Below are 23,909 nucleotides of genomic sequence, written 5' to 3' on the forward strand. Positions count from 1 at the left end.
TTCGCGAAAGGTCGGCAGCGCAAGAGCGCCGCAGCGCGCAGCGGGAACCCGCCCCGGCGCTAGCCACGACGCCAGGTGTGATACCTCTCCACCAGCGATAGCAGCGTTTCGGGCTTGTGCTTCTTCTTCCATTCGCCCGCGGCGAATTTGTTCGCTTCCGCCAGCGTCGGATAGGAGTGGATCGTGCCGAGGATCTTGTTCAGGCCGAGCTTATGCTTCATCGCTAGGACGTATTCGACAAGCAGTTCGCCGGCATGCGCACCGACGATCGTCGCCCCGAGAATGGTGTCCTTGCCCGGCGGGGTCAGCACCTTGACGAAGCCCTGCGTCTCGCTCTCGGCGATAGCGCGGTCCAGCCCGCCGAGCTCGTAGCGTGTGACCTCGTAGGCCACGCCCTGCGCTTCCGCCTCGGTTTCGTTCAAGCCCACCCGGGCGATTTCAGGATCGAGGAACGTCACGGCGGGGATCACGCGGTAATCCGCCTTGAACCGCTTGAGTTGGCCGAACAGGGCATTCACGCTGGCAAACCAGGCCTGATGACTGGCCGTATGCGTGAACTGGAACGGACCGGCGACATCCCCCGCGGCGTAAATGTTCGGGAATTTGGTCGCGAGGAATTCATCGGTCACCACGGTCTTGGCCGTGTCGATCCCGATATCCTCCAGTCCGTAGCCCGAAAGGCGCGCCGCACGGCCCACGGCGACGATCAGCGTATCGAAGGCGATCTCGACTTCCGCGCCACCATGCTCGGCGATCAGCTTGCCAGTCTCGACCCGCAGCGCGCGGTGAGCGGTCAGCACGTTCACTCCCGAGCTTTCGAGCGCCGCCTGCGCCTCGAGCGACACGTCGGGATCCTCGCGCCCGAGAACACGATCGGCCATTTCGACCTGCGTCACCTGCGAACCGAGCCGGGCAAGCGCCTGCGACAGTTCGCACCCGATCGGCCCGCCGCCCAGCACCGCGACGCGCGCCGGGGCATGGTCCATTGTCGCAAGCGCGTCCCACATCGTGTCGCTGGTCAGATAGCCGCTGGTTTCCAGCCCCGGGATCGACGGGATCAGCGGACCGGCACCCGCGGCGATCACGATCGCGCGCGTGGTCAGCCGCTGCACGCCGCCATCCTTGCGCGCGATTTCGACGGTCCATGGATCGACCACCCGGCCGTAGCCTTCGACCACATCGACACCGAGCCCGGTGTAGCGTTCGACGCTGTCATGCGGCTCGATTGTCCGGATCGCGCCCATCACGCGTTCGATAGTCGCGCGAAACGGCACTTCGGGTTCGACCGGTTTCAAACCATATCTATCGGCATGGCGCATCTGCTCGGCAACCTTGGCGCTCTTGATCAGCGCCTTGGACGGCACGCAGCCAGTGTTGAGGCAATCGCCCCCCATCTTGTTCGCTTCGATTAGTGTGACCTTGGCCTTCACCGTCGCCGCGATCAGCGCGGACACCAGCCCGGCCGATCCCGCCCCGATCACCACCAGATTGCGGTCGAAGGATTTGGGCCGGGTGAACCCGGAATAGACCTTGCGCCGCTTGATCCAGCCGATGATCGCCTTGGCGATCCACGGTGCGATTCCGAGCAGTGCGAAGGACACCAGCACGGCCGGCAACGCGATCCCCGCCAGGCTGTCGATCTGCGCCAGCTGGGTGCCCGCATTCACATAGACGATCGTCCCCAGCAGCATGCCCACCTGGCTGACCCAGGCGTAGGTCCACAGCCTGATCCGCGTCAGTCCCATCACCAGATTGACCACGAAGAAAGGGAACAGCGGGATCATGCGGATGGTGAAAAGGTAGAACGCCCCGTCGCGTTCGAGCCCGGCATTGACCGTGCGCAGCCGTTCGCCGAAGCGCGTTTCGATCGCGTCGCGCAGGACGTAGCGCGAGGCAAGAAACGCCAGCGTGGCGCCCAGCGTCGAGGCGAAGGACACCACGACCGTACCGAGCAGCACGCCGAACAGCGCGCCCGCCGCAAGTGTCATCACCGCCGCACCGGGCAGCGAGGCCGCAGTCACCGCAACATAGGTCAGGAAGAACAGCCCGACGACCTGGACGGGATGACGCTGGTAATAGCCATCGACCTCGCCCGCGACGCGCTTGATTCCATCGACGGTCAGATAGTCTCCGACCCCGAAGAACACATAGGCTGCGATCAGGGCCGCCAGCGCCAGTATGATGAGAAGCTTTTTCATGATGTCCCTGTATCGTGCGCCGGATCGCCGCCTGTCCGCAGCCGGTTACACCGACTGCGCCAGCTTTGCGAAGCTTTCGACCCAGCGCCGGTCGATCCAGCGCTTGAGTGCACCCGGCCATCGCCCGCGCAAGGTGATCGGACCATAGATAGCGATGGCCGTGCGGGGGCCGGTCGACAACAGGTAAAGGCTCGCGGGCCGCGGACGATAGGAGCGCAATTGCCCTCGCCCCGTCGCCAGATGGCGCAGATTGGCCGCCAGAACCTTCCCGCTGTGCACGGCATGGACCCCCGAACGCGCGACCAGCATGTCCTGCCGCACGGCTACATCGCCTGCCGCGAGCACATGCGGGTGCGACAAGGATCGCTGGTGGCGATCGACCGCAATAAAGCCGTCCGGATCGACCGCCAGCCCGCCTTGCGCAGGCCATTCGGGCGCAGCAGCGCCAAGCGAAGCAATCACGATGTCGAGCGGTTCGAGGGACTGGCCGCCGGCGTAGCACGTGCCCCGTTCAGCACGCGCATTGTCCGCCACTGCGCCGATAGCATGTCGGACAAGCTCGCGTTCCAGCAATGCACGGGCACGGTTGCCGAAACCGGGCAAGGCGCCATCTGCGCCGGTTACCAGCGTAATCCGCGGCGCGCTGCCGAAGCGCCGTCTCAGCGCGAAAGCGAGCTCGACCCCTCCCGCGCCGCCGCCGACGACCGCCAGATGGCGCGGGCGGTGCGCCACACCGGCGATCCGTTCGTCAATTCGCGCCAGGAACGTGCCGATCGGTCGCACATCGACAATCCGCGGGTCTTCGCCGATGGTGCCGGTCGCCTGCCCCACGCCGCCGGTGTCGATCGAGCAGTAATCGAATGCGATGCGCTGTCCCGACGCGGTGGCGAGAGTTCGCCCGGCGGGATCTATCGCGACGCATCGGTCCTCGACGAATTCGGCCCCGGCGCGCCCTGCCAACGCAGCGACATCGATCAATCCTTCTTCCCGGCCATATTCACCCGCGAGGGTGCCGGGGATCATGCCCGAATACCGCGCCTGGCGCTGCGGAGAGACCATGATCGTCCGCGCTTCCGGCGACCCGCGCCGTATCCAGTCCGCCAGCACCCCGAGGTGCGCGTGCCCGCCCCCGACGAGCACTATGGTGGGTGAGGCTTTCGGCATGATGCAGGCGATGTCGCGCAGCGAAAGCGATGTCAATCAGGGGCCGCGCAAGCCGTCCGCAAGCCCCGCAACCGAGCCGCGCCGCATGCGCCAAGCTAACCGATGTCAGTCGGGAAACCATCGTATCGGCTCCGCGTTCTCTCCCCGACCGACGCCTGCAGCTCCGACTGCGTGCGTCGTTCATTGCACAGCCGACCATGACGGTCCGCACTGCAATCCGTTTCGGCCCTATCGCGAGGTTTCTCTGTGTTCACGCAACTCAATCCTCCGCTCCCGGTTCTGGTGACCGACAAGGGCACCGGCATGGCTTTCGCAGTCATCGACTATGGCGCGGAACACAATCTGCTCTGGGTCACCGCGCTCGACCAGTCGGGCGAGATATGGTGTGCGCCAAACCCGAAGGTCCGCATGCAGGCGAACTGGTCGATGGGCCGCGTACCCGACAGCGCTCTCGTCTGCAGCGCCGAGAGGGGGGCGACGCAATGAAACCGGGTCTTCTCGCCGTCGACGAAGCGAAGTCGGCAGACATCACCGAACAATTCCGGGCGCATGTCGCGCATGCGGATTTCCCCTGCGTGGGCGCCAAGTCAGCACAGGCCCGCAATATGCTCGACGTGGTCATCGCCCACGACATGCGCAGCGGATGGGACGATTTGCGGATCCACGACCGCCTGCTTGAATGGGCCGATCGCTATCGCAATGACCCTGAAGGGCTGCGCAGCATGGCGGTAATTTTCCAGCAGCCAGACGAGATCGACGAGCCGACCTTCGAGCGGCTGCTGTGGCAGCGCCTGCAATCCTTTGCCGAGAAGGACAACTGGCTGGGCCAGTCCTACGATACCAGCGTCAGCGCGGATCCGACGGACCCGCATTTCTCGTTGAGCTTCGGCGGCGAAGCCTATTTCGTGGTCGGGCTCAACCCGTCTGCCTCACGACCGGCCCGTCGTTTCGCCTATCCCACGATGGTCTTCAACCTGCACGACCAGTTCGAAACGCTGCGCGAGGACGGGCGCTACGAACGCATGCGCGATGCCATTCTCGAGCGCGACCGCGACCTTGCCGGCGACATCAACCCCATGCTCGCGCGCCACGGCGAAAGCAGCGAAGCGCGGCAGTACAGTGGCCGCGCGGTCGACGAGGGCTGGGAATGCCCCTTCCGCGATCCCCGACTGGAGGAAAAATGAACCGTATAGAACCGCGCAGCGGCGTGGCTTTCAAGCTGCCCAGGGGCGCCGAACTGACCGTCTGCGATCCCGAGGGCCGTCAGGTTTCGGACTTGCTGGCGTACAATGCGCAGGACGTACGCGAAGTGATCTCGAACGGCCGCACCTTCGATTACGAGGAAACCTTGCGGCTGGGCAAGGGCAACAGGCTGTGGTCCAACCGGTCGAACCCGATGCTGACGATCATCGAGGATACGGTGAAGCAGCACGACTTCCTGCTGACCCCGTGTTCCGAAGACACATTCCGCCATTTCTACGCCGACAAGCCCGTGCACCGCGGGTGTTTCGGCAATCTGGCCGAAGCGCTGAAGCCTTTCGGCATCGAACCCGATGCCATTCCCACGGCGTTCAACATCTTCATGAACGTGCCCGTCGATGGCGACAGCGGGCTGATCGCGGTGAAGCCGCCGGAAAGCCGGCCGGGCGACCGGATCGTGCTGCGCGCCGAAATGGATCTGGTGATCGGGCTGACCGCCTGTTCCGCCTACGATTCGAACGGTGGAACCTTCAAGCCGATCGATTACGAGGTGAATTGAGTTGGCCGAGGTGCTGAATATCTGGTCCGGATGGCCGCGGATCGTCGAAATCGCGGGCAATGCCTTCCTGTTCTACGCGCTGATCATTGTCATGGTCCGGATGGTGGGCAAACGCACAACTAGCGAGCTCAACAATTTCGACTGGATCATCAACGTAATGATCGGCAGCCTGGCGGCCAGCGGCGTTCTGCTGCGCAATGTCGCCACCGCCGATGCGATCGCCGCGATCGTGGTCCTCGCAGCCTGCCAGTACATCACGACCAAGCTCGTCCAGCGCAGCCGGACCATCGCCAATATCGTCAAGGCCGAACCCACCTTGCTGACGCACAAGGGGGAGTATCTGCGCGATGCCATGTTGCGCACACGTATTTCCGAAGAAGAGATCAAGACCGCGCTGCGGCAGAACGGGATCACGCACAACGCCGATGCCAACTGGGTCGTGCTGGAGACCAATGGCCAGCTGTCGGTCATCCCGCGGCAGGAGGTCGCGTGGGCCGAAGCCGAGGCGCTGTCCGATGTCCACGCTCCGAAAGAACTGAAGGGCTAGTCCCAGTCCTCTTCGACTTTCAACGGACCGTCGCCGTAGAGGTAGTCCGGATCAAATTGCGCATAGCGTTTCAGCGCCGCCCAGTCGGCGGTGTAGAGATCGCCGCGGCGGATTTCGGCAATTCCCAGCTCGCGCAGCTTGCCCACTGCCCGGTTGGCATGGATCGCACTGACACCGCACATGTCGGCCATGTCGAACTGCGTGAAGGGCGTGCGCAGGGCGCGCGTGACATTGCGGCCCACCAGTTCCAGCCGCGTGTGCAGTTCAGCATAGAGATGCGCGATCCGCCGCGGCGCGTCGAGCTGTTCGAGCATCTGGATCCACTTGCGGTGAATTGCCGCGTCGAGCAGCGTCGCAAACCACATGGCCCGCGCGACGCCAGGGCGGTCGCGCATGACCCTGCGCAGCGTGTCGTGGCTGACCGAACCCACCGTTACCCGGCCCGCAGCATCGATATTGTGATCGAGCCGCTTCAGTGCGAACCCGTGCAGATCGACGAAATCCCCGGGGACGTGGATCCCGGTTATGAACCGCTTGCCCGCGCTTTCGATCGTGCGGAAGATATAGCCTTCGATCAGGATCGTGCTGCGGTCGGTTTTCGTACCCCGCGCAAGCAGGCGCGCGGTATCGCCATATTCGGCGACCGTATCGACCAGCCCTTCGATATATTTCAGATCATCGAGGCTGAGGTTCTGCCGCAGGCGCCCGGCAAGAAAATCGCCGGTCAGGGGGAACGCTGGAGCCTCCGAACTTGCAGTCAGAATCATGGCCGACAGTTAAGCTAGCCGATCAGAACGCGTCTATTGACGGATGTTAGCTTTCTGTTCTTTCTGTTCGCTTTCCAATTCTTGCTCCAGCGCAGCCGATACCGCATCGCGCACGCTGCGCAGCGGGTGCGCAATGCGCAGCGCGAAATCGTGCACCTCCCCGCCCGGCGCATACCCCCAGCGCGCCATGCGGCGGACCGCGTCTTCCTCCGCCGGTTGGCCGACCCGGTAGTCGCGATTGCCGTCACGCAGTTCGATCTGCGGATCGTGGTCTTCCAGCGACAGGAAAGCGAACACCGCCCGGCGCACCGCGTCGGGGCGCGACACCAGATCCTCATAGCGCAAGACCAGCGACGCATGCAGTATGGGGAGGTCCTGCGCCACCGTGTCGTAGGCGTCGATGCCGTACCGCAGGAGCGCTGCGGGATCGTCCGTGACCCATTTGCCGAGTGCTGCGGCCATCAACTGCGGGTGGCGCAGGATGACGATGAACTGCGCGGTCGGGAAAAGCTGCTGGTACAGGCGCATACGGGTGAGGTTGACTGGCGACTTTTCGAGCCACCAGGGCTTGTCCGGGTCGAACCATCCGCCCCAGTCCGACAGGAGGCGGTGCTGCGTCTCGAGCGTGTTCCACAGCGATTGTTCGGTGTGGTGCTGCAGGGGATCGGTGGCATAGTGTCCCGGCCGACCGTCCAGCGCGGTGTGCGGGATCGCACCCTGGAGATAGCAGCCCTCGTTCTCCGGCACGGGAGCGTTCTCTATCGCGCTGATGGCGGGATGCGCGGCGATGATGCGGGCGAGCAGGCTGGTGCCGGTCCGATGCAGCCCGGCAACGAATACGAAACGGCTGCGCGGCGGGCTCATGCCGTTTTTCTCAACGCCAGCGCGCCATCGGAATAGAGGTAGGCAGGATCGAAATCGGCGTAGGCTTCGAGCTTCCTGCGATCCGCGATGCGGACCTTGCCTCGCTGGAAATCGGCGAGGCCGTTGCGCCGCAGGTCCGCCAGCGCGCGATTGGTGTGAATGGCAGTGGCGCCGCACATTTCCGCGATGTCGGTCTGCCGCAGCGGCGTTTCGAAGCCGTCGGGGTAACCCAAGCCGACCATGTCGAGCCTTCGCCAGATTTCGGCGAAGACATGCGCAATGCGCTTGGGCGCGGTCAGTTGTTCAAGCTTCATGATCCATTCGCGGTGCATCGCCGCATCTAGGAGGGTGGAGAACCAGAACAGGCGTGCTAGATGCGGCCGTTCGGCCATCACCCGCGTGATCGCCGAATGCGGAACCTGGCCGATCGTGGCCCGGCCGACGCAATCGATATTGTGATCGAGCCGCTTCAGCGCGAAACAATGCAGATCGACGAAATCGCCCGGCACGTGGAAACTGACCGCATAGCGCCGCTCGCCACTGTCGAGCGTCCGCAGGACGAAACCGTCGATCAGGATGGTCGACCACTCGCAGGCATCGCCGCGCGCGATCAGCCGTTCGCCATCCTCCAGCGTGCTGGTCCGCACGACCAGCTGCTCCAGTTCGGTCTTCTCGGCATCGGTCAGTTCATGCCGTAGCCGTCCGGCGAGAAACCGCCCCGTCAGGGGATAGCGATCGAACTCTGCGCTGAACGCCATCACGTCCTCCTGCGAAAACAAATGCAATTCGCAACCGGGCGTTCCGGCCATGCTTTGCATTAATGTTAGCTTTCGGGAACAGGCCCGCACCCGCGCGTTTCTCGAGGATATATCTCCAGGGTCCCCCATTCATGAAAATCGCCGTTCTCGCCCATATTCGCCATGCCATCGCCGAACCCTTCGGAGGTGGAATGGAAGCGCATTGCGACATGCTGTGCCGGGGGCTGCGGGCCGCGGGCCACCAGGTCGACCTTTTTGCCGCCGATGGTTCGCAGGACGAAAGCCTCGTGCCGATCTGTGCCGCCCCTTATGACGAAGTACTCCCATGGCGCGTGTTCCGCGGGACCAGCGAACTGGCCGCCTATCAACGCGACGCCTTCGAGCGCGTCCTGCTCGCCGTCGGCGCGGGCGCCTATGACGTGGTGCACAACAATTCGCTGTTTCCGGAAATCATTGAATGGTGCGCGCGGGCGGGGATCCCCTGCGTGACGTCGCAGCATGTCCCCCCGTTCGGGGCGATGTTCGACGCGGTCGCCGCCACGCGCGAACGGCCGAATGTCGGGTTCACCGTAACCTCGCAGGACCAGCAGGCGCTGTGGGCCGATCGCGGCTGCGCGGGGCTCGACGTCGTCCCGAACGGGATCGACACGGATCGCTGGGTGCCCCTTGGCGAGCCGCAGGATTATCTGACCTGGGTGGGCCGCATCGTGCCGAACAAGGGGCTGGCCGAAGCGATCCAGGCCGCGCGCAAGGCGCGCGTCAGGCTGAGGATCTTCGGACCGGTCGAAGATGCCGGCTATTTCACCGAAAAGGTCGAGCCCTTCCTTAGCGAGGGAATTGAATTTCACGGGCACCGTTCGGGCGATCGCCTGCGCGCCGAAGTGGCCGGGGCGCAAGCAGCGCTGGTAACCCCGCTGTGGGACGAGCCCTTCGGACTGGTCGCGGCCGAGGCGCTGGCCTGCGGCACGCCGGTCGCTGGTTTCGATCGCGGTGCGCTATCCGAAGTGGTCGGCGACTGCGGCGTCCTGGTGCCCGGCGGCGATATCGGCGCGCTGGCGCACGCTATCCGCAAGGTACGCAGGATCGACCGCGCGGCCTGCCGTGCACGCGCGGTCGAGAAGCTGTCGATTGCGGCGATGATCGCCGGTTACGAGCGCTGCTATGCAGGCGCCATCGCCGGAGCCCGGCTGGCGTCGCTTCCGCGCCTGGCCTGGGATTCAAGCTGTTCGAGGACCAGCGAGCTGCTGGCATAGGGTTGATGTTCCTGCTGGCGGGTCAGCGCCAGGTGGCTTTCATCGGGATCCTGCAGCTTGGTCCAGCCGCCCGCCGGATCGGGCTCGATCAGTCCCATCAGGCGGAACGCGCGCAGCCAGTGCTGCATCGTCGGCTCACCCCATTTGTCGGCGAAGACCTGCGCATTGGCGAGGACGCTGTCGAGGTGATGGACCGGGGGCATGTGGTGCTTGTGATACTGGTGATAGGCCTTCGCGCCGCGCACCCACCACAGCGGCAAGTCATGGGCGGCGATCGTCCGACCGAAATCGGTATCTTCGCCGCCATAGCCGACATAGCGCTGGTCGAACCCGCCCACCTCTTGGAAGGTCCGGGCCGAAAGCGCAAAATTGAGCGACCAGAAGCAACGGTAATCGCCGCAGCGCCCGACCATGTCGCGCGGCGGCCCGGCCCGGTCGGCGTGTTTGACGGCAAGCCGTTCGAACGCTTCGTAATCGATGCCTGACGCGGTTGCGCCTTTTGGCAGATAGCCGACCTCTCCCATCAGCACGCCGTCGTTGGCCTCGGCAGCGGCCGCATAATCCTCGATCAGCGAAGACGCGGGGATGCAGTCGACATCGAGGAACACCAGCAGTTCGCCGTTTGCATGCTCGGCGGCAGTGTTCCGCGCCTCTGCCAGGCAGATGTCGCCGCTGCCCAGCATCACCTGCCGAACGGGAAACCCCGTTTCGGGCAGTTCGTATCGCTGGTCCTGCATTACCGCGACCACCAGTTCGCAAGGCGGGCGATGGGACCGGTTGAGACCGCGAACGAGGTTGCACAAATGGTCTTCGCGCCCATGCGCGAGCGTACAAACGGAAATCTTCATGCCACTATCTCCAGCGCGGGGCGGTTTTCAGTGCCCTGCCACAGCTCGCGAACGAGCCCGTCGAGCCATTCGGCCGCTTCCTCGGAAGGGTTGGTAGCGATGATCGAGCGCTGGTTTTCGACATCGATCATGCGCGCCGCGGCCCAGAGGCGCTCCCATGCAGCGGGATGCGAGGGCCAGTGGCGCGAAACCGCCGCCAGCCCTTCGCGGTCGAGCACTTCCGCCTTGCAGAACTGTTCGTCGAAATACCGCCACTCGGGAATGACGACCCATGGTTTGCCGGCAGCCAGGACCATTTGCACCGTGGTGTTCCCGCAGGACGACACGACGCGGTCGGCAGCTGCGATCCAGTCGCGCGGATTGTCGACCCAGCCGCGATGATCGAGATTGCCGGGCGGCGTCTCATGCCATTCGCTGCGCACCTGGCCGATGCTGATCCAGCGGCTCCCCGGCTCGGCGCGCGCGCCGAGCGTCAGCGGTGCAGAAGGTGTGCCCTCCCCGCCGCCGCCGGCAAGCACGAGCACGAGATCCTCCTGCAGATCGATGCCCAGTTTCGCGCGCGCCTCCGCCCGATCGGGAAAACCGGAACAATCGATCCCCACTCCCGAAGCATAATGCGTCTTGCGGCGCATGGCCGCCGGACGATCATACTGCTCGAGCCGCTCCGAATAAGGCGCCAACAGGCCGACGGCACTGTCATAAGCCGCCATGTGCCCGGGATCGCTGCGCTCGCCATGCTGCAGAACCGCGACATGCGGGACCGAGCACAATCGCGCGAGCTGGCCGAGTTCGGCAGACACGTCAGTAATGAACAGCGCCAGCTGAGCTTCCGCGAACCATTGCGCGATTGCGGCGAAGGCCTGCGTTATCGATGGCCAGCCGAGCGGCGCGCAGTGGACGGTATCGGGGGCCGGCAGTGCGGCCATGGCCGGTGCCTCCTGCCCGGTGGGTTCGAACAGCGATGGAATGGTTTGCACCACTATACGCTCGTCGAGCGCGGCGAAGATGTCGTCCCGGGCGCAGAACAAAGTCACGCCGCGCGTTTCGATCAACGCGTTGGCAATCGCGGCCGCGCGTTCGGCGTGGCCCCGCCCCTGATGGTGAACGAAATATCCGATCGGGCCGTGCTCGCTCATGCCGGCACCCTCCCCGCCTGGCGTCCACGTACGCGCTGCGCCCGGTGATGCGCGAGTATCCCTTCCAGCGTCCCCGACGCGTGGCTTCGCCGCGCAAGGTAGACATTGGGCCGCGATGCGAGCGCCGCGACTTCCTCGGCATGATTGCCGACGAGGATGGCGTTGCGGCACGCGGTCAGCATATCGGCATCATTGCCGCTGTCGCCGGCAGCGAAGACACGGTCGAGCGGAATACCCAGCATCGCCGCGACATGGCGCATGGCTGCCGCCTTGCCCGCCTGCCGAGGCATGATGTCGAGCAAACGGTCATGGCTGAACACCACCCGCGCCGGGATGTCGCATTGCCGCAGCCGTTCCTCGACCCGCTTGGCGAGGCCCGGACACTCGGCATAATAGCTGCGCTTGTATGCCCGCTGGTCATAATCGGGCTGGGGCACGAGGCCCGGCAGCCCGGCCAGCGCGCGTTCGATCGCGCCGGGATGCCATTGGTGCCGGATCCGCTCGGCGAAACCCTGGTCGAGCGCCAGTTCGCCATCGCGTTCGACATAGATCTCGGTGCCGACCGCGGTGATCCATGCCAGCGGCAGCGGCAGTTTCCAATCGCGCACCAGCCGCCGCGCTTCCACGATCGAACGCCCGGTGGCAATCACGAAACCGAAGTCCCGCTGCCGCCGGAAAAACTGCCCGATCCGGGTCACCCCGTGATCGCAACCGGTCAGAGTGTTGTCGAGATCGCTGACCAGCAGGCTGGCCGGCGCGATGCAGCGGGCGGGCGTCGCTGCGACGATATCGCGCGCAATCGCGAGAAAACCCGCGGCATAGGCATCCCAGTTCACGCCGAGACTGTTGGTCCGCGCGTTGCGAGCGCAGCGCTTCCACAGCGCGGTGTCGGTGACCAGTCGCTCGATCGCTCCTCCGATCGCCGTCTCGTCCTGCGGGTCGACCAGCAGTCCATGCTCGAGTTCGCCGATGATATCCTGCGGGCCGCCGATCTTGGTCGCCACGACCGGAAGGCCATGCGCCGCAGCTTCCACCAGCGTAAGCCCATAGGGCTCCATCAGCGCCGGATTGACGAAGACCCCGCCCGTCCGCGCGGCGAGTTCGTAAAGCGCGCCGACCTGTTCGCGCGTATGGGCTTTGGGATAGGCGACCCGTCCGTATAGATCGTGCCGGTCGACCGCGTCGACAAGACCCTGCAGCACCTGCTGCTGCTCGACCTCGCCCGATGACAGGTCGTCGCGTAGGCCCGCGAGGACCACCAGGTTGCAGCGCTCACGCAGCACCGCATTGGTACCGAAGGAATTGATCAGCCGGACGAGGTTCTTCTTGTGCACCGGGCGCGCGATCGCCAGCACGATCGGCTTGGACGGATCGCGCAGGAACGGCGAGACGAGTTCGCGCGCCGGGGTATCGTCATAGCCGCCGCGTCGCGAGACGCCGGGAACCAGCCGATGGATTTTGCCGATGCGGGAAGAGGGATAGGCGGTCAGCTGCCGTTCGCATTCATCGCGCGACGAACCGATGACCGCACGTGCATGCGCGATTGCACGGTCTTCCTCCTCGATCCTCGCATCGATCGCCGCGCTTGGGCTGGCAAGAGCGCGGCGCTTGTCCATGCCGAGCGAATGCGCCGTGTAGACGAACGGTATGCCCAAGGCATCTTCCACTCGCCGCGCGACATCGGCAGCGTCAGCGAAATGCGCATGGATGAGGTCGGGAAGCCGCTCGCGCTGCGCAAGTTCGGCAATCAGCGCTTCGGCAAAAGCGTCGCGGTCCGCGCTGAGCGCTTCCTTGGCGAGGTACCGGCGGTCACCGCTGTCGATTTGCCGGATGACGAGCTTGGCACCCAGCCATTCTTCCGGCTGCGCATGCGCTGTCCCCAGACGAGGATCGTCGAACCGCCGCGTGACGATCTCGGCCATTTCGACATCGTCGCGGCGCGCCAGCGCTTCCATCTCGCCGAGGATGTAGGTGATATGTCCACCAGTATCCTCTGTGACCCCATAGCGGACGGGTTCACCCTTCAGGCAGCCACCAAGCGCGACCGATACAATATGCACAACACGTTCCTTAATGACCCTGCGTGCCTAACGGTCGCGGTGCAGTCCGGGTCCCCCAACCAACCAATGTTTATGCTGGATACGCAGCGGCGGCCGGGTGTTTGCCAATGCCGCGAACGGCGCGTGGCTATCGGGAAAGCGCGTCGAGTGCAGCAGGCGTGTCGACATCGGCCAGCATGTGACCATTCGCAGGCACCAGCGTGGCGGTTTCGCTCAGGTTGAGATGCTTGGCACCGCGTTCGCCGGTAAGCGTCTGCAGCGCGGCGAATGCTTTCTTGGGGAATGCCGCCGGAGGCCCTTCCGCCCCGTCGTCATAACGCGTGAACACGGTTCCCCTAAGCCGGGCAAGATCACGAAAGTGACCGGGTTCGACCAGCGGCATGTCTGCAAGGGCAATCACCAAGCGTTCGCACTTCGGTGCTGCAGCGGCGACACCGGCCGCGATCGAACTGCCCATGCCTTCATCGGCATGGTGGTTAATCACTGCCTCCCACCCCGCGCGCGGGCACAGCGACGAATCCGGCCGGCACACGAGATAACGCTGAGAGAAACCCGCCTTTTCGGCGGCCCGGGCCGCCCAGTTCCACAGCGGCTTGCCGCGCAGGTCCCAGGAGAGCTTGTCGCCGCCGAAACGCGTACCGCGCCCGGCAGCGAGCAGGATGATGCCGATCCCTCGATCAAGCGGCGGCACGCAACTGCTCGTACTCACCGACGATTTCCGCGAGCGCCGAGAGCGCGAGCGCAGTGGGATTCTTGCAGCCGGGAATGAGTTCGATCGGGCTGCGGATGCGGGCACGGCCTTCTTCGCTCACGCCCCTTGCCGCCAGAGCCATCGCGCGTTCGACCCGGGCATTCTCGCCCCCCTGCGCGCCAATGTAGAACATTTGCGAAGCAAGTGCCTGCTCGAGCAGCGCCGCTTCCCATTCGTGGTCGTGGAACAGCAGCAAACCCGCGGTCCAGCGGTCGCCCGTCAGTCCGCGCGCAGCTTGCCCAATGACCAGATCGGCGCGGCTGAACGGCCGGCACCGCACGCCCATCGCAGCGCAGAGCCCCGTGACGGCGGCAAGTTCCGGGCCTTCACCCAGTACGTTGAGCTGCATGCGCGGAATATAGCTACGGCGTGCCAGCGGCGATGTTGCGGGCAGGACCAGGGAGGCGGGGTCGCGCTGCTCCAGAGCATCCACCGCGGCACGGATGGCGTTCCGGTCGGGCGCGGGATCGAGCAGTATATCGAGCCCCCCGCCGCACGGCAGGCGGAAATCGATCTTCGGCGATCCGCGTCCATAGCGGACCACTTCGGGGGAATGCAGCGCGGATACATCCGTCGCCAGCTGCGCTTCGAGACATCCGTCCGAAAGGCTTCCGACAGTGGAACCGTCGGCGCGAATTGCCAGCTGCGCCCCCACGCGCCGCGAAAAACTGCCTTCGATCCCTACGATCGTACACAAGGCTGTTCCCGGTTCGCACGCGGCGTAAAGCGCGGCATGGTCCTCGTCGGCGGAAAGATGGAGAGCCGGGTCGGCCAGCATCAATCGGGCATGCACGCCAGCACGCGGTCGGGCGTCATCGGGTAATCGAAAAGCCGCGCACCGCAGGCGTTGTAGATCGCATTGCCGATCGCCGCGGCGCCGCCGCACATTCCCAATTCGCCGATCCCCTTGGCCTGGATCGGGCTGGCCGCAGGATCGCGTTCCTCGACCATGATCACTTCCAGATCGGGCACGTCGCGGTGCACCGGGACATGGTATTCGGCAAGATCGCAGTTCACCAAATGCCCATCGCGCGGATCGAATTCGAGCGCCTCGGTCAGCGCGGCGCCGATGCTCCAGGTAATCCCGCCGAGGCACTGCGAACGCGCCGTCTTGCGGTTGAGCACGCGGCCGAAGCCGAATGCGCCCAGCATCCGGTCGACCCGGCTCTCGCCAGTGAAGTGGTTGACGCGGACCTGGGCAAAGAATGCCCCGAAGCCCGCTGCAGTGAAATCGTCGGCGATGGCGCCGGGCTCGTAATGCCCTTCGCGCGCCAGCGGTTCACCCGCCAGCACCTGCGCCAGCGATTGTCCGCCCACGACCTTGCCGTCGGCAAGATCGAGCTCGGTTTCGGTAACGCCGACCCGATCGGCCAGCTCTTCGCGCAGCGCCTTGCACGCGACGTAAACCGCCGAGCCGCTGGACGATGCGCCCCAGCTACCGCCCGAACCGGGACCACGCGGATGGCGCGTGTCACCCAGGTCGACCAGCACGTTTTCGGGATCGAGTCCGAGCATTTCGCCCGCGATCTGTGCGAGGATCGTATAAGTCCCGGTGCCGATATCGGTCATGTCGGTTTCGACCAGCGCAGTGCCATCGGGCTTGAGCGTGACGCGCGCCTTGGCTTCGCCGACATTGTGAACCCGGGCAGCGCTGGCCATCCCGGTCCCGACCCACCATTCGCCTTCGCGCTTCTGCCGCGGTTTGCGCGGGCCGCTATCCCAGCCGAACGCCTCCGCCCCTTCGCGCAGGCATTCGGCCAGCTTGTGCGAGGAGAACGGCAAGCCTTCTTCGGGGTTTTCCTTGGGTATGTTGCGCAGGCGCAATTCGACCGGATCAATGCCAGCCCGTTCGGCGAGGACATCCATGGCGCCTTCGAGCGCGGGCATGCCCACCGCTTCACCCGGCGCACGGACCGAGCCCGCGGTCATACGGTGGATCCGTGCGACTTCGAGCATCAGCTTGCGGTTCTGCGCTGCATACAGGAAGTGCGAGGACTGCAGCACCGGTTCGGCGAAGGTTTCGCCGGGCAGGTTCGAGACCAGCGCCTCGTGGCCGAAACCGATAAGCCGGCCTTTCTGGTCGGCGGCGAGACGCAGCCGCTGCGTGGTTTCGGACCGGCGCATGATGCACTGGAATACCTGCTGGCGCGACATCACCACGCGCACCGGCCGTTCAAGCTGCATGGCGGCGATGGCCGCGGCTACCGTTTCCTCGCTCACCCCCAGCTTCGATCCGAAGCCGCCGCCGACGAAACGCGACACCAGCCGCACCTTTTCTTCGGGCAGGTCGATCGCATCGGCCAGCTCCGAAATATTGTAATTGAGCATTTGCAGCGACGCATGAACCGTCAGCTGATCGCCGTCCCACTCCGCGATCGCGGCATGCGGCTCCATCGCCGCCGAGGCGTGGCCCTTGGTTGTGAAAGTGACATCGACGCTGTGCGCAGCTTCGCTCATTGCATGGACGAGATCGCCCTGCCGGACGGTTTCGTCTTCCTGTTCCTCGGGCTGGACTGCGTCCGGCGACAGCGGCGCGTCATCGTCTGGGCGGTATTCCACTGCCAGGTGCTTCGCCGCATCGCGCGCCTGTTCGAAGGTTTCCGCGACCACGAGTGCGATCGGCTGCCCCCAGTAGCAAACCGTGCGCGGCGATTGCTGCGGGGCTTCGTCGGCAGTGCCCTGCGCCGCGCGCGTGGTCAGCCGCGGATCGTCTATGACCGCGATGACCCCGGGCATGCCGAGGACACTGTCCTTGTCGATGTTCAGGATTTCGCCGCGCGTGATCGTCGCTGTGGCAAGGACGCCTTCGACGCAGCCTTCGATCGGGTATTCGGCCGCATAGGGCGCCGTACCGGTAACCTTGGCGAGGCCTTCGACACGCGAAATCGGCTGCCCGATCACGCCCTGTTTCATCCCGTCGAGGCGGTTCGAGGTATCGGGCTCGTCCTGCTTGAGGTGCACCGTCATGCCGCGTCCTCCACCGCCTGGGCCAGCACCGCGTGGAGCGTGCGGCGCGCCAGCGGTATCTTGAAATCGTTCTCGCCGTAACCGCGGGCATCTTCGAGCAGCAAATCGGCGGCCGCGTCGTAAAGCTGTGCCGACGGGGCGGCACCTTCGAGCAAATCGCTGATCCGCGGATCGTGCCAAGGCTTGTGCGCCAGACCGCCGAAGGAAAGGTCCGCGCGGGCAATCACCCCGTCACGCATTTCGACGATCGCTGCAATCGATACGAGCGCAAAGGCATAGGACGAGCGTTCGCGCACCTTGCGATAGAGCTGCACGCCCGCGACCGGAGCCGGCAGCGTGACTGCAGTGATGACTTCACCGTCCTCGAGCACGTTTTCGCGCCACGGGGTATCCCCTGGCAGGCAATGGAAATCGCGGACGGGGACCGAACGTTCGGCGCCATCGACCGAAGCGATCTGCACTGTCCCATCGAGCGCACTGAGCGCGACCGCCATATCACCCGGATAGGTGGCAATGCATTCGTCGCTGGTGCCGAGCACGGCGTGCAGTTTGGCCACCCCGTCGATCGCGCCGCAGCCGCTGCCCGGTTCGCGCTTGTTGCAGGGCTGGTCGATATTCATGAAATAGAAGCAGCGGGTGCGCTGGCACAAATTGCCGCCGGTGGTCGCCTTGTTCCGCAGTTGCTGCGTCGCGCCGGCAAGGATCGCCCGCGCCAGCACCGGATAGTCGGACCGCACGCGCGGGTGAACCGCAGTCGCAGTATTGGTAGCAAGTGCGCCGATCCGCAGTCCGCCATCGTCGGTATCTTCGATTTCGGCAAAACCGGCGCGGTTGATGTCGACGAGTTCGCCGGGGGTTTCGACCTGCAGCTTCATCAGGTCGAGCAAGTTGGTGCCGCCCGCAATCGCCATCGCATCCGCACCGGCGACCAGCCTGGCGGCATCGCCCAAGGTGCGGGCACGTTCGTACTGGAAGGGCCTCATGCGCTCGTCTCCGTCGCCGCGTCGCGGATCGCAGCGACGATGTTGGCATAGGCACCGCAGCGGCACAGATTGCCGCTCATCCGCTCGCGGATTTCTTCGCCCGATATCTCGATTTTTCCTTCGAGATCGTCGCTCGCATCGCTCGGCCAGTCATTGGCGAGTTCTTCGAGCATGGCGGTGGCGGAACAGATCTGACCGGGCGTGCAATAACCGCATTGGAAGCCGTCATGGTCCACGAAGGCACGCTGCAACGGCGATGGATCCTCGGGCGTGCCAAGCCCTTCGATCGTCGTCACGCTATCGCCTTCGTGCATCGCCGCCAGCGTCAGGCAGCTGTTGATGCGGATGCCGTTGACGATGACCGTGCAGGCCCCGCACTGGCCGTGGTCGCAGCCCTTTTTCGAGCCGGTCAGGCCGAGATCGCGGCGCAGGAAATCGAGCAGGGTGATCCGCGGATCGTCGGGAAGGGAACGCTGGGTTCCGTTTACGGAAATGGTCTCGCCCAAGAAGGCCTCCTTTTATCCGACAAAGCCCCAAACTGCGAAAGGTGCCCGCATTTCTGGCGCGCACAAAGCACTGCAACTAAAGATCGGGCAGCCGCTGCTCGGCAAAACCCCATCCCTGCAATGATTTAGAAGCTGCCCGGTCGAGCAGGGTCTTGGCATCATCGATCGAATAGGGATGCGCGTTCTCCATCGCCTTGAGCTCGTTCCATGCCAGCGGGATCGCTACCGGCGCACCCGAACGCGCCCGCGCCGAATAGGGCACCACTGCCGTCGCCCCGCGCTGGTTGCGCAGCCAGTCGATGAAGATCCGCCCCTTGCGCTTGGCCTTGCTCATGGTGGCGGTGAAGCGGTCGGGCTCGGCCATGCTCAGCGCCTCGGCGAACCGGCGGGCGAAATCCTTGTGCGCCTCCCAGTCATGGCCGGGCGTCAGCGGCACCACCACATGGACGCCCTTGCCGCCCGTCAGCATGGCAAAGCTGGTCAGGCCGAGATCGGCCAGCTGGGCGCGAATGTCGCGTGCCGCCAGTTTGACCTCGTCGAACCCCAGCCCCTCGTCGGGATCGAGGTCGAAGATCATCCGGTCGGGCCGTTCGACCGCATCCGAGCGCGCGCACCAGGCGTGGAACTCGATCGTCCCCATCTGCACGCATTGCAGCAGCCCGCGCGCATCGTCGACGAACAGGTAATCCTCGTGCCCGCCATCCTTCTCGCGGATCGGCACCGGGTGCACCGCATCGCCAAAGCTGCCGCTGTCATGCTTCTGGAAGAAACACTTCTTCGCCCGGCCCGAAGGGCAGCGCACCAAGCTGATCGGGCGCCGCGCGGCGAAGGGCAGCATGATCGCCGCCACCGCTTCGTAATAGTCGGCCAGCGCGCCCTTCGTCTGGCCGCTGTCGGGAAAGATCACCCGGTCGCGGCTGGAAATCTTGACCACGTCGCTGGTTTCGGCCGATTTGGCCGGCTTCTCCGGCTGCACACTGCTCGCATCCTTGTCGCCGCGCAGCCCCAGATAGCTGCCGTGTCGGACATTCCCGTCGGCGGTAAACTCGGCAAAGGCGATTTCCGCGACCAGCTTGGGCGTGACCCAGGTGACCCCGCGCGACGAGGCCCGGTCGACTTCCGCCGGCGGGGTCTTGCGCGCCAGCCGCTTCATCTTGCCCGCCAGTTCGTCGAGATCGTCGGCGGAAAATCCGGTGCCGACATTGCCTTTGTAGACGAGGTCGTCACCCTCGTGCTGCGCGACCAGCAGCGAAGCGAACGGGCGCCCCTTCGCGCTCGATTTTTTCCACCCGATAATCACGAATTCCTGCCGCCGCGTGCATTTGACCTTCACCCAGGCCTTGCTGCGGCGCCCGGCATATTTACCATCGACGGTCTTGGAGATAATCCCTTCCTGTCCCGCATCGCACATCGCGCGGTAGAGGTGTTCGCCCGCGCCCAACACGTGTTCGGCGACATGGATCGGCGGATCGGCGGAATTGAGCAGCGCTTCGAGCCGCTCCTTGCGTTCGATATTGGGCAGGCCGGTCAGATCCTCGCCATCGAGTTCGAGCAGGTCGAAGGCATGCAGGGCAAGCTTGTCCTCCTTGCCCTGCGATCCGTGCCCGCGCTTGAGCACCTGTTGCAGGGTGGAGAAATCGGGATTGCCCTTGCCGTCGTAAGCGACGACTTCGCCGTCGATCAGGCACGAGGGTAGGTCGAGCGCGGCAATCGCCTCGACCAGCGGGCCGAACTTGTCGGTCCAGTCCTTGCCGTTGCGGGTGAACACGCGGACAGTATCGCCCTTGACCGCCACCAGTGTGCGATAGCCGTCGAACTTGATCTCGTGCATCCAGCGATTGCCGGCGGGCACGTCGTCGACCAGCGTCGCGAGCTGCGGCTTGCGGTAATCGGGCAGCGGGGCCGCCTTGCGGCGTTTGGGCCTGGATTTGCCGGCATTGCGCGCAGAGGCTTTCTGCATCTGCGCAAGGAAGGCTTCGTCCTTCTTTCCTGCCAGCGGGTATTCGCCCTGCTTGTCGCTGGCGATCTCCGCCATCGAACGCCCGGTCAGCACGCTGGTCAATTCGCGCTGGACCAGCCCGTCGCCCGCTTCGGCATTGTCGTCCTGCAATTTGCGCAGCAGCCAGTTCTCGCGTTTCTCGCCGGGTTTCTGCTTGAGCCGGATCAGCAGCCATTCGCCCTTCATCCGCTCGCCTTCGAGACAGAAGTGCAAATGCCCTTCCTCCAGGTCGCTCGCGCTCTTGCCCTCGATCGGCTGCCACGTCCCGCGGTCCCACAGCATCACCGTGCCGCCGCCATATTCGCCCTTGGGGATCACGCCTTCGAAATCGGCATAGGACATAGGGTGGTCTTCGGTCCGCACCGCCAGCCGCTTGATATCGGGATCGGGGGAGGGCCCCTTGGTCACCGCCCAGCTCTTGAGCACGCCATCGACCTCGAGCCGCAAGTCCCAGTGCAGGCGGGTCGCATCATGTTTCTGGACGATGAAGCGATTGCCGGTCTCGCTGGCGAGCGGCTTGCCCGCCGGTTCGGGGGTCAGCGAGAAATCCCGCTTGGCGTTGTATTCGGCCAAGGGGTTCTTGCGCGCAGCCATAGCCTAGGCGGACTTCTTACGCCGCGAGGTCTTCTTGGGCTTCTCCTCCCCAACCGACTTCTTGAGCGCTGCCATCAGGTCGATGACGTTGGAGCCGCCACCGGCATCGGGATCGTCGACATCCTCGATCGCCGCGGTCTTGCTCTTCGACTTCGCTTTCTTGTCGATCAGCTTGCGCAGCGCCTGACCATAGCGATCCTCGAATTCACTCGCATCGAAGGGCGCGCTCTTCTGCTCGATCAGCGTGTTCGCCAGCTCGAGCAGTTCCTTCTTCGGCTTGGCATCGTCGATATCGTCGAAAAACGCCTGCCCTGCGCGCACTTCATCGGCATAGCGCAGCGTTTCGAGCAGCAGTCCCTTGCCGCATGGCTTCACCGCGACCAGTTTTTCGCTGCCACGCACCGACAGCTGGCCCAGCGCGACCTTCTTCGCCTTGCGCAGCGCCTCGCGCAGCACGATGAACGCTTCCTCGGCAAGTTCGTCCTGCGGCGCGACGTAATAGGGCTTCTCGAAATAGAGCGGGTCGATTTCGCACGCATCGACGAACTGCACCAGTTCCAGCGTCCGCTTGCTTTCGATCCTGACCGCGTCGATCTCGTCCTCGTCGAGCAGGACGTAATTGCCCTTCGAAACCTCGTAGCCCTTGATGATCTCGTCGCGGTCGACGGGGCCGATCCCGGGCACGACCTTCTCGTAGGAGATGCGCTTGCCGCTGGGTTCGTGGATCTGGTTGAACCGGATCTTCGCCCCCGATTTGGTTGCCGAGTAGATTTCGACCGGGATCGAAACCAGTGCCAGCCTGATCTGCCCCTGCCAATATGCGCGTGCTGCCATGTGCCTTCCCTTCAGGCGAAACAGCGCTCCATGCCCCTATGCGTTCCGGAGCGCAGCCCGCTGGACGAGGTCACGCAGGCTGAACAGGGGCGGTCAAGGCCATCAGGCAGGCATGCATCGTGGCCACGACGGATTCAATTTCCGCGCGCGTCGTCGTACTGAGTTTCAGGCCCACGATCGAATGGTGCAGCATCTCGCCAAGGCCGCGCGGGGTGATCGAACGGCGTTCGAGATCGGCCTCGTAAGGCAGCAGGAATTCACACAGATTGCGCCGCGCGCCGAGGTGGACCTCGGTCAGTTCCTGCTTGAGCGTCGTGGCCAGTTCGAGCTCGAGCTCATCGGCATGCGGCATCGCCTGGATCGATTCCCACGATTCCAGAACCAGCTTCTCGAGCAAGAGCCGGAACCGGGCATCGCGGGGCGCGTCGTCGTCGCAGCCTTCCCGGATCGCGTTCCATTTCGATGCGAAGTGATACCGCGACACCGCGACCAGCAACGCCTCGCGGTTGGGGAAGATATTGTATATTGTCTGGCGCGAAACCCCCGCCGCTGCGGCGATGTCGCTCATTGTCGCACGGCGGACACCATATTGGCTTATGACTGCGTATCCCGCCGCCGCGATTTTGCAGGCTCTCTCTTCCATGCAGGTTATTTCGACATCCAATGCAAAAATGTCAATTTACAGTTGTACCGAAAATGTAAAAACGCGCCAGTAGCCGAACGCCGTCGCAGGGTGATTCGCATGTAAGGAATTCCAATGACGCACCTTCGCACTCTGCTCCTGTTCGTTCTCGGTCTGGCCGCCGCCGCATGCTCGTCACCCGATCAGTTGCCGCAGGGCCAGGCAATCCCGGTCCGCACCATCACCGTCGCGCAGGCGGATATCGACAATGTCCTCGAACTGCCTGGCCGGGTGGAACCGGTCCGCGTCGCCGAAGTGCGTGCGCGCGTCACCGGCATCGTCCAGCAGCGCCTGTATGAAGAAGGCACCGACGTCGGACAGGGACAGCCACTGTTCCGCATCGATCCGGCCGAATTGCGCGCCAGCTACGCGCAGACGCAGGCCAGCCTCGAACGTGCGAAGGCTACGGCGGCCAATGCCAATGCCGTAGTGCAGCGCTATCGCCCGCTGGTAGAGGAAAACGCCATCAGCGGCCAGGAATTCGACGCCGCACAGGCCGCCGCGCGCGAGGCGAATGCCAATGTCGCGCAGATCCAGGCCCAGCTGAAATCGGCATCGCTCCAACTGGGCTACACCACCGTGCGCGCGCCGATCGCCGGGCGCGCGGGGCGTGCCGCAGTGACCGAAGGCGCGCTCGTCTCGCAGCCGGAAGGCACGCTGATGACGCGGATCGAGCAGGTTTCGCCGATCTACGTATCCTTTTCGCAGTCCGCTACCGAAGTGCTGCAGATCCGCCGCGCGATTGCCGCTGGCGAGCTGGCACTGTCGGCCGATGACGCCGTCGAGGTCCGGCTGGTGTTCCCCGACGGGACCGAATACGAGATTCCCGGGCTGATCGAATTCCTCGACTTTACCGTCGACGAAGCCACCGGCACCATCGAATTGCGCGCCGAATTTCCCAATCCCGACGGGCTGCTGCTGTCGGGCGAATTCGTCAATGCGCGTATTTATGCGGGCAAGGCGACCGACGTCATCGCGATCCCGCAGGCGGCGGTTACCGTGGCCGATTCCGGTGGTACGGTGATGATCGTCGACAAGGACGGCAAGGCCGCGCTGCGGCCGATCAAGCTGGGCCGGCTAGTGGGTGACAAATGGGTCGTGGAAAGCGGCCTCCAGCCGGGCGACAGGGTCATCGTGTCGAACCTGCAAAAGTTGCAGCCGGGCATGCCGGTGCAGATCGCCAACACTCCCAATGGCCGCGCCGTCGCTCCTGCCGCACCCGCCGCGAAGGCTGACTGA

At 64.6% G+C, this 23,909-nt stretch carries 22 protein-coding genes; 6 read left to right on the forward strand and 16 right to left on the reverse strand.

The genetic code is table 11. The features are described 5' to 3' along the window. Window positions 1-59: 59 nt before the first annotated feature. Both SJY12_RS08510 and SJY12_RS08515 read right to left on the reverse strand, forming a co-directional pair. Window positions 60-2,198 carry an FAD-dependent oxidoreductase gene (locus SJY12_RS08510; protein ID WP_397505071.1) on the reverse strand — a complete coding sequence of 713 codons (2,139 nt, stop codon included), beginning with the start codon at window positions 2,196-2,198 and terminating at the stop codon, window positions 60-62. Between the two features lie 45 nt (window positions 2,199-2,243). Further along, window positions 2,244-3,398, reverse strand: a complete 1,155-nt coding sequence (locus SJY12_RS08515; protein ID WP_397505072.1) for an FAD-dependent oxidoreductase — start codon at window positions 3,396-3,398, stop codon at window positions 2,244-2,246. A 267-nt stretch (window positions 3,399-3,665) separates the two neighbouring features. Here SJY12_RS08515 and SJY12_RS08520 point away from each other — a divergent pair, with 267 nt between their 5' ends. The 4 genes from SJY12_RS08520 to SJY12_RS08535 are packed head-to-tail and all read left to right on the forward strand — an operon-like array spanning window position 3,666 to window position 5,668. After that, entirely contained in the window at window positions 3,666-3,848 is a 183-nt protein-coding gene (locus tag SJY12_RS08520) for a hypothetical protein (protein WP_050601024.1), read from the forward strand. Further along, entirely contained in the window at window positions 3,845-4,546 is a 702-nt protein-coding gene (gntA, locus tag SJY12_RS08525) for a guanitoxin biosynthesis heme-dependent pre-guanitoxin N-hydroxylase GntA (RefSeq protein ID WP_063504965.1), read from the forward strand. Before SJY12_RS08520 ends, gntA begins: the two co-directional genes overlap by 4 nt. Further along, entirely contained in the window at window positions 4,543-5,121 is a 579-nt protein-coding gene (locus tag SJY12_RS08530; RefSeq protein WP_397505074.1) for a DUF1989 domain-containing protein, read from the forward strand. Before gntA ends, SJY12_RS08530 begins: the two co-directional genes overlap by 4 nt. A gap of 10 nt (window positions 5,122-5,131) precedes the next feature. Next, a complete protein-coding gene (locus SJY12_RS08535) occupies window positions 5,132-5,668 on the forward strand; it encodes a DUF421 domain-containing protein (RefSeq protein ID WP_397506679.1) in 537 nt (178 codons plus the stop codon). Here the strand turns inward: SJY12_RS08535 and SJY12_RS08540 are convergent. The 3 genes from SJY12_RS08540 to SJY12_RS08550 are packed head-to-tail and all read right to left on the reverse strand — an operon-like array spanning window position 5,665 to window position 8,057. After that, entirely contained in the window at window positions 5,665-6,435 is a 771-nt protein-coding gene (locus tag SJY12_RS08540) for a Crp/Fnr family transcriptional regulator (protein WP_397505075.1), read from the reverse strand. The two genes, SJY12_RS08535 and SJY12_RS08540, sit on opposite strands and share 4 nt — an antisense overlap. Before the next feature lie 33 nt (window positions 6,436-6,468). Next, on the reverse strand, window positions 6,469-7,299 hold the full coding sequence (locus SJY12_RS08545; protein ID WP_397505076.1) for a sulfotransferase family protein: 831 nt from the start codon (window positions 7,297-7,299) through the stop codon (window positions 6,469-6,471). Further along, window positions 7,296-8,057 carry a Crp/Fnr family transcriptional regulator gene (locus tag SJY12_RS08550; RefSeq protein ID WP_397505077.1) on the reverse strand — a complete coding sequence of 254 codons (762 nt, stop codon included), beginning with the start codon at window positions 8,055-8,057 and terminating at the stop codon, window positions 7,296-7,298. The genes SJY12_RS08545 and SJY12_RS08550 overlap by 4 nt, the downstream gene beginning before the upstream one ends. Window positions 8,058-8,188: 131 nt before the next feature. Here SJY12_RS08550 and SJY12_RS08555 point away from each other — a divergent pair, with 131 nt between their 5' ends. After that, window positions 8,189-9,310, forward strand: coding sequence for a glycosyltransferase family 4 protein (locus tag SJY12_RS08555; protein WP_397505078.1), 1,122 nt, complete (start codon window positions 8,189-8,191; stop codon window positions 9,308-9,310). Here SJY12_RS08555 and SJY12_RS08560 read toward each other — a convergent pair. From SJY12_RS08560 to SJY12_RS08610, 11 genes are all read right to left on the reverse strand, one after another. After that, entirely contained in the window at window positions 9,217-10,158 is a 942-nt protein-coding gene (locus tag SJY12_RS08560; protein WP_397505080.1) for a glycosyltransferase family 2 protein, read from the reverse strand. The two genes, SJY12_RS08555 and SJY12_RS08560, sit on opposite strands and share 94 nt — an antisense overlap. Further along, window positions 10,155-11,294, reverse strand: a complete 1,140-nt coding sequence (locus SJY12_RS08565; protein WP_397505081.1) for a hypothetical protein — start codon at window positions 11,292-11,294, stop codon at window positions 10,155-10,157. Before SJY12_RS08565 ends, SJY12_RS08560 begins: the two co-directional genes overlap by 4 nt. Beyond that, entirely contained in the window at window positions 11,291-13,354 is a 2,064-nt protein-coding gene (locus tag SJY12_RS08570; RefSeq protein WP_397505083.1) for an HAD-IIB family hydrolase, read from the reverse strand. Before SJY12_RS08570 ends, SJY12_RS08565 begins: the two co-directional genes overlap by 4 nt. Window positions 13,355-13,481: 127 nt before the next feature. Further along, window positions 13,482-14,045: an NTP transferase domain-containing protein gene (locus SJY12_RS08575; RefSeq protein WP_397505084.1), complete on the reverse strand. Its 564-nt coding sequence runs from the start codon at window positions 14,043-14,045 to the stop codon at window positions 13,482-13,484. Next, window positions 14,032-14,898 (reverse strand): XdhC family protein, encoded by an 867-nt coding sequence (locus SJY12_RS08580; RefSeq protein ID WP_397505085.1) that lies wholly within the window; start codon window positions 14,896-14,898, stop codon window positions 14,032-14,034. The genes SJY12_RS08575 and SJY12_RS08580 overlap by 14 nt, the downstream gene beginning before the upstream one ends. Further along, window positions 14,883-17,072, reverse strand: coding sequence for a xanthine dehydrogenase family protein molybdopterin-binding subunit (locus SJY12_RS08585; protein ID WP_397505086.1), 2,190 nt, complete (start codon window positions 17,070-17,072; stop codon window positions 14,883-14,885). The genes SJY12_RS08580 and SJY12_RS08585 overlap by 16 nt, the downstream gene beginning before the upstream one ends. Then, window positions 17,069-18,055 carry an FAD binding domain-containing protein gene (locus SJY12_RS08590; protein ID WP_397505087.1) on the reverse strand — a complete coding sequence of 329 codons (987 nt, stop codon included), beginning with the start codon at window positions 18,053-18,055 and terminating at the stop codon, window positions 17,069-17,071. The genes SJY12_RS08585 and SJY12_RS08590 overlap by 4 nt, the downstream gene beginning before the upstream one ends. Next, window positions 18,052-18,561, reverse strand: a complete 510-nt coding sequence (locus SJY12_RS08595) for a 2Fe-2S iron-sulfur cluster-binding protein (protein ID WP_050600968.1) — start codon at window positions 18,559-18,561, stop codon at window positions 18,052-18,054. Before SJY12_RS08595 ends, SJY12_RS08590 begins: the two co-directional genes overlap by 4 nt. Before the next feature lie 76 nt (window positions 18,562-18,637). After that, on the reverse strand, window positions 18,638-21,154 hold the full coding sequence (gene ligD, locus SJY12_RS08600) for a DNA ligase D (RefSeq protein WP_397505088.1): 2,517 nt from the start codon (window positions 21,152-21,154) through the stop codon (window positions 18,638-18,640). A 3-nt stretch (window positions 21,155-21,157) separates the two neighbouring features. After that, window positions 21,158-21,988 carry a Ku protein gene (locus tag SJY12_RS08605; RefSeq protein WP_397505089.1) on the reverse strand — a complete coding sequence of 277 codons (831 nt, stop codon included), beginning with the start codon at window positions 21,986-21,988 and terminating at the stop codon, window positions 21,158-21,160. A 70-nt stretch (window positions 21,989-22,058) separates the two neighbouring features. Next, on the reverse strand, window positions 22,059-22,631 hold the full coding sequence (locus SJY12_RS08610) for a TetR/AcrR family transcriptional regulator (RefSeq protein WP_082835548.1): 573 nt from the start codon (window positions 22,629-22,631) through the stop codon (window positions 22,059-22,061). Window positions 22,632-22,745: 114 nt separating this feature from the next. On the opposite strand from SJY12_RS08610, the gene SJY12_RS08615 reads away from it, so the two are divergent. Then, the gene (locus tag SJY12_RS08615; protein WP_397505090.1) at window positions 22,746-23,909 is read left to right on the forward strand and encodes an efflux RND transporter periplasmic adaptor subunit; all 1,164 of its coding nucleotides are present in this window, start codon (window positions 22,746-22,748) and stop codon (window positions 23,907-23,909) included.

The organism is Qipengyuania sp. R86523 (assembly GCF_044596365.1).
In the GTDB taxonomy this organism is placed as follows: Bacteria; Pseudomonadota; Alphaproteobacteria; order Sphingomonadales; family Sphingomonadaceae; genus Qipengyuania; species Qipengyuania citrea.

Bases quoted from the DNA above. Each gene is read 5' to 3' on its own strand.
- SJY12_RS08510 (WP_397505071.1), bottom strand. From the start codon at position 2,198: ATGAAAAAGCTTCTCATCATACTGGCGCTGGCGGCCCTGATCGCAGCC.
- SJY12_RS08520 (WP_050601024.1), top strand. From the start codon at position 3,666: ATGGCTTTCGCAGTCATCGACTATGGCGCGGAACACAATCTGCTCTGG.
- gntA (WP_063504965.1), top strand. From the start codon at position 3,845: ATGAAACCGGGTCTTCTCGCCGTCGACGAAGCGAAGTCGGCAGACATC.
- SJY12_RS08530 (WP_397505074.1), top strand. From the start codon at position 4,543: ATGAACCGTATAGAACCGCGCAGCGGCGTGGCTTTCAAGCTGCCCAGG.
- SJY12_RS08540 (WP_397505075.1), bottom strand. From the start codon at position 6,435: ATGATTCTGACTGCAAGTTCGGAGGCTCCAGCGTTCCCCCTGACCGGC.
- SJY12_RS08545 (WP_397505076.1), bottom strand. From the start codon at position 7,299: ATGAGCCCGCCGCGCAGCCGTTTCGTATTCGTTGCCGGGCTGCATCGG.
- SJY12_RS08550 (WP_397505077.1), bottom strand. From the start codon at position 8,057: ATGGCGTTCAGCGCAGAGTTCGATCGCTATCCCCTGACGGGGCGGTTT.
- SJY12_RS08555 (WP_397505078.1), top strand. From the start codon at position 8,189: ATGAAAATCGCCGTTCTCGCCCATATTCGCCATGCCATCGCCGAACCC.
- SJY12_RS08560 (WP_397505080.1), bottom strand. From the start codon at position 10,158: ATGAAGATTTCCGTTTGTACGCTCGCGCATGGGCGCGAAGACCATTTG.
- SJY12_RS08565 (WP_397505081.1), bottom strand. From the start codon at position 11,294: ATGAGCGAGCACGGCCCGATCGGATATTTCGTTCACCATCAGGGGCGG.
- SJY12_RS08585 (WP_397505086.1), bottom strand. From the start codon at position 17,072: ATGACGGTGCACCTCAAGCAGGACGAGCCCGATACCTCGAACCGCCTC.
- SJY12_RS08590 (WP_397505087.1), bottom strand. From the start codon at position 18,055: ATGAGGCCCTTCCAGTACGAACGTGCCCGCACCTTGGGCGATGCCGCC.
- ligD (WP_397505088.1), bottom strand. From the start codon at position 21,154: ATGGCTGCGCGCAAGAACCCCTTGGCCGAATACAACGCCAAGCGGGAT.
- SJY12_RS08605 (WP_397505089.1), bottom strand. From the start codon at position 21,988: ATGGCAGCACGCGCATATTGGCAGGGGCAGATCAGGCTGGCACTGGTT.
- SJY12_RS08610 (WP_082835548.1), bottom strand. From the start codon at position 22,631: ATGGAAGAGAGAGCCTGCAAAATCGCGGCGGCGGGATACGCAGTCATA.
- SJY12_RS08615 (WP_397505090.1), top strand. From the start codon at position 22,746: ATGACGCACCTTCGCACTCTGCTCCTGTTCGTTCTCGGTCTGGCCGCC.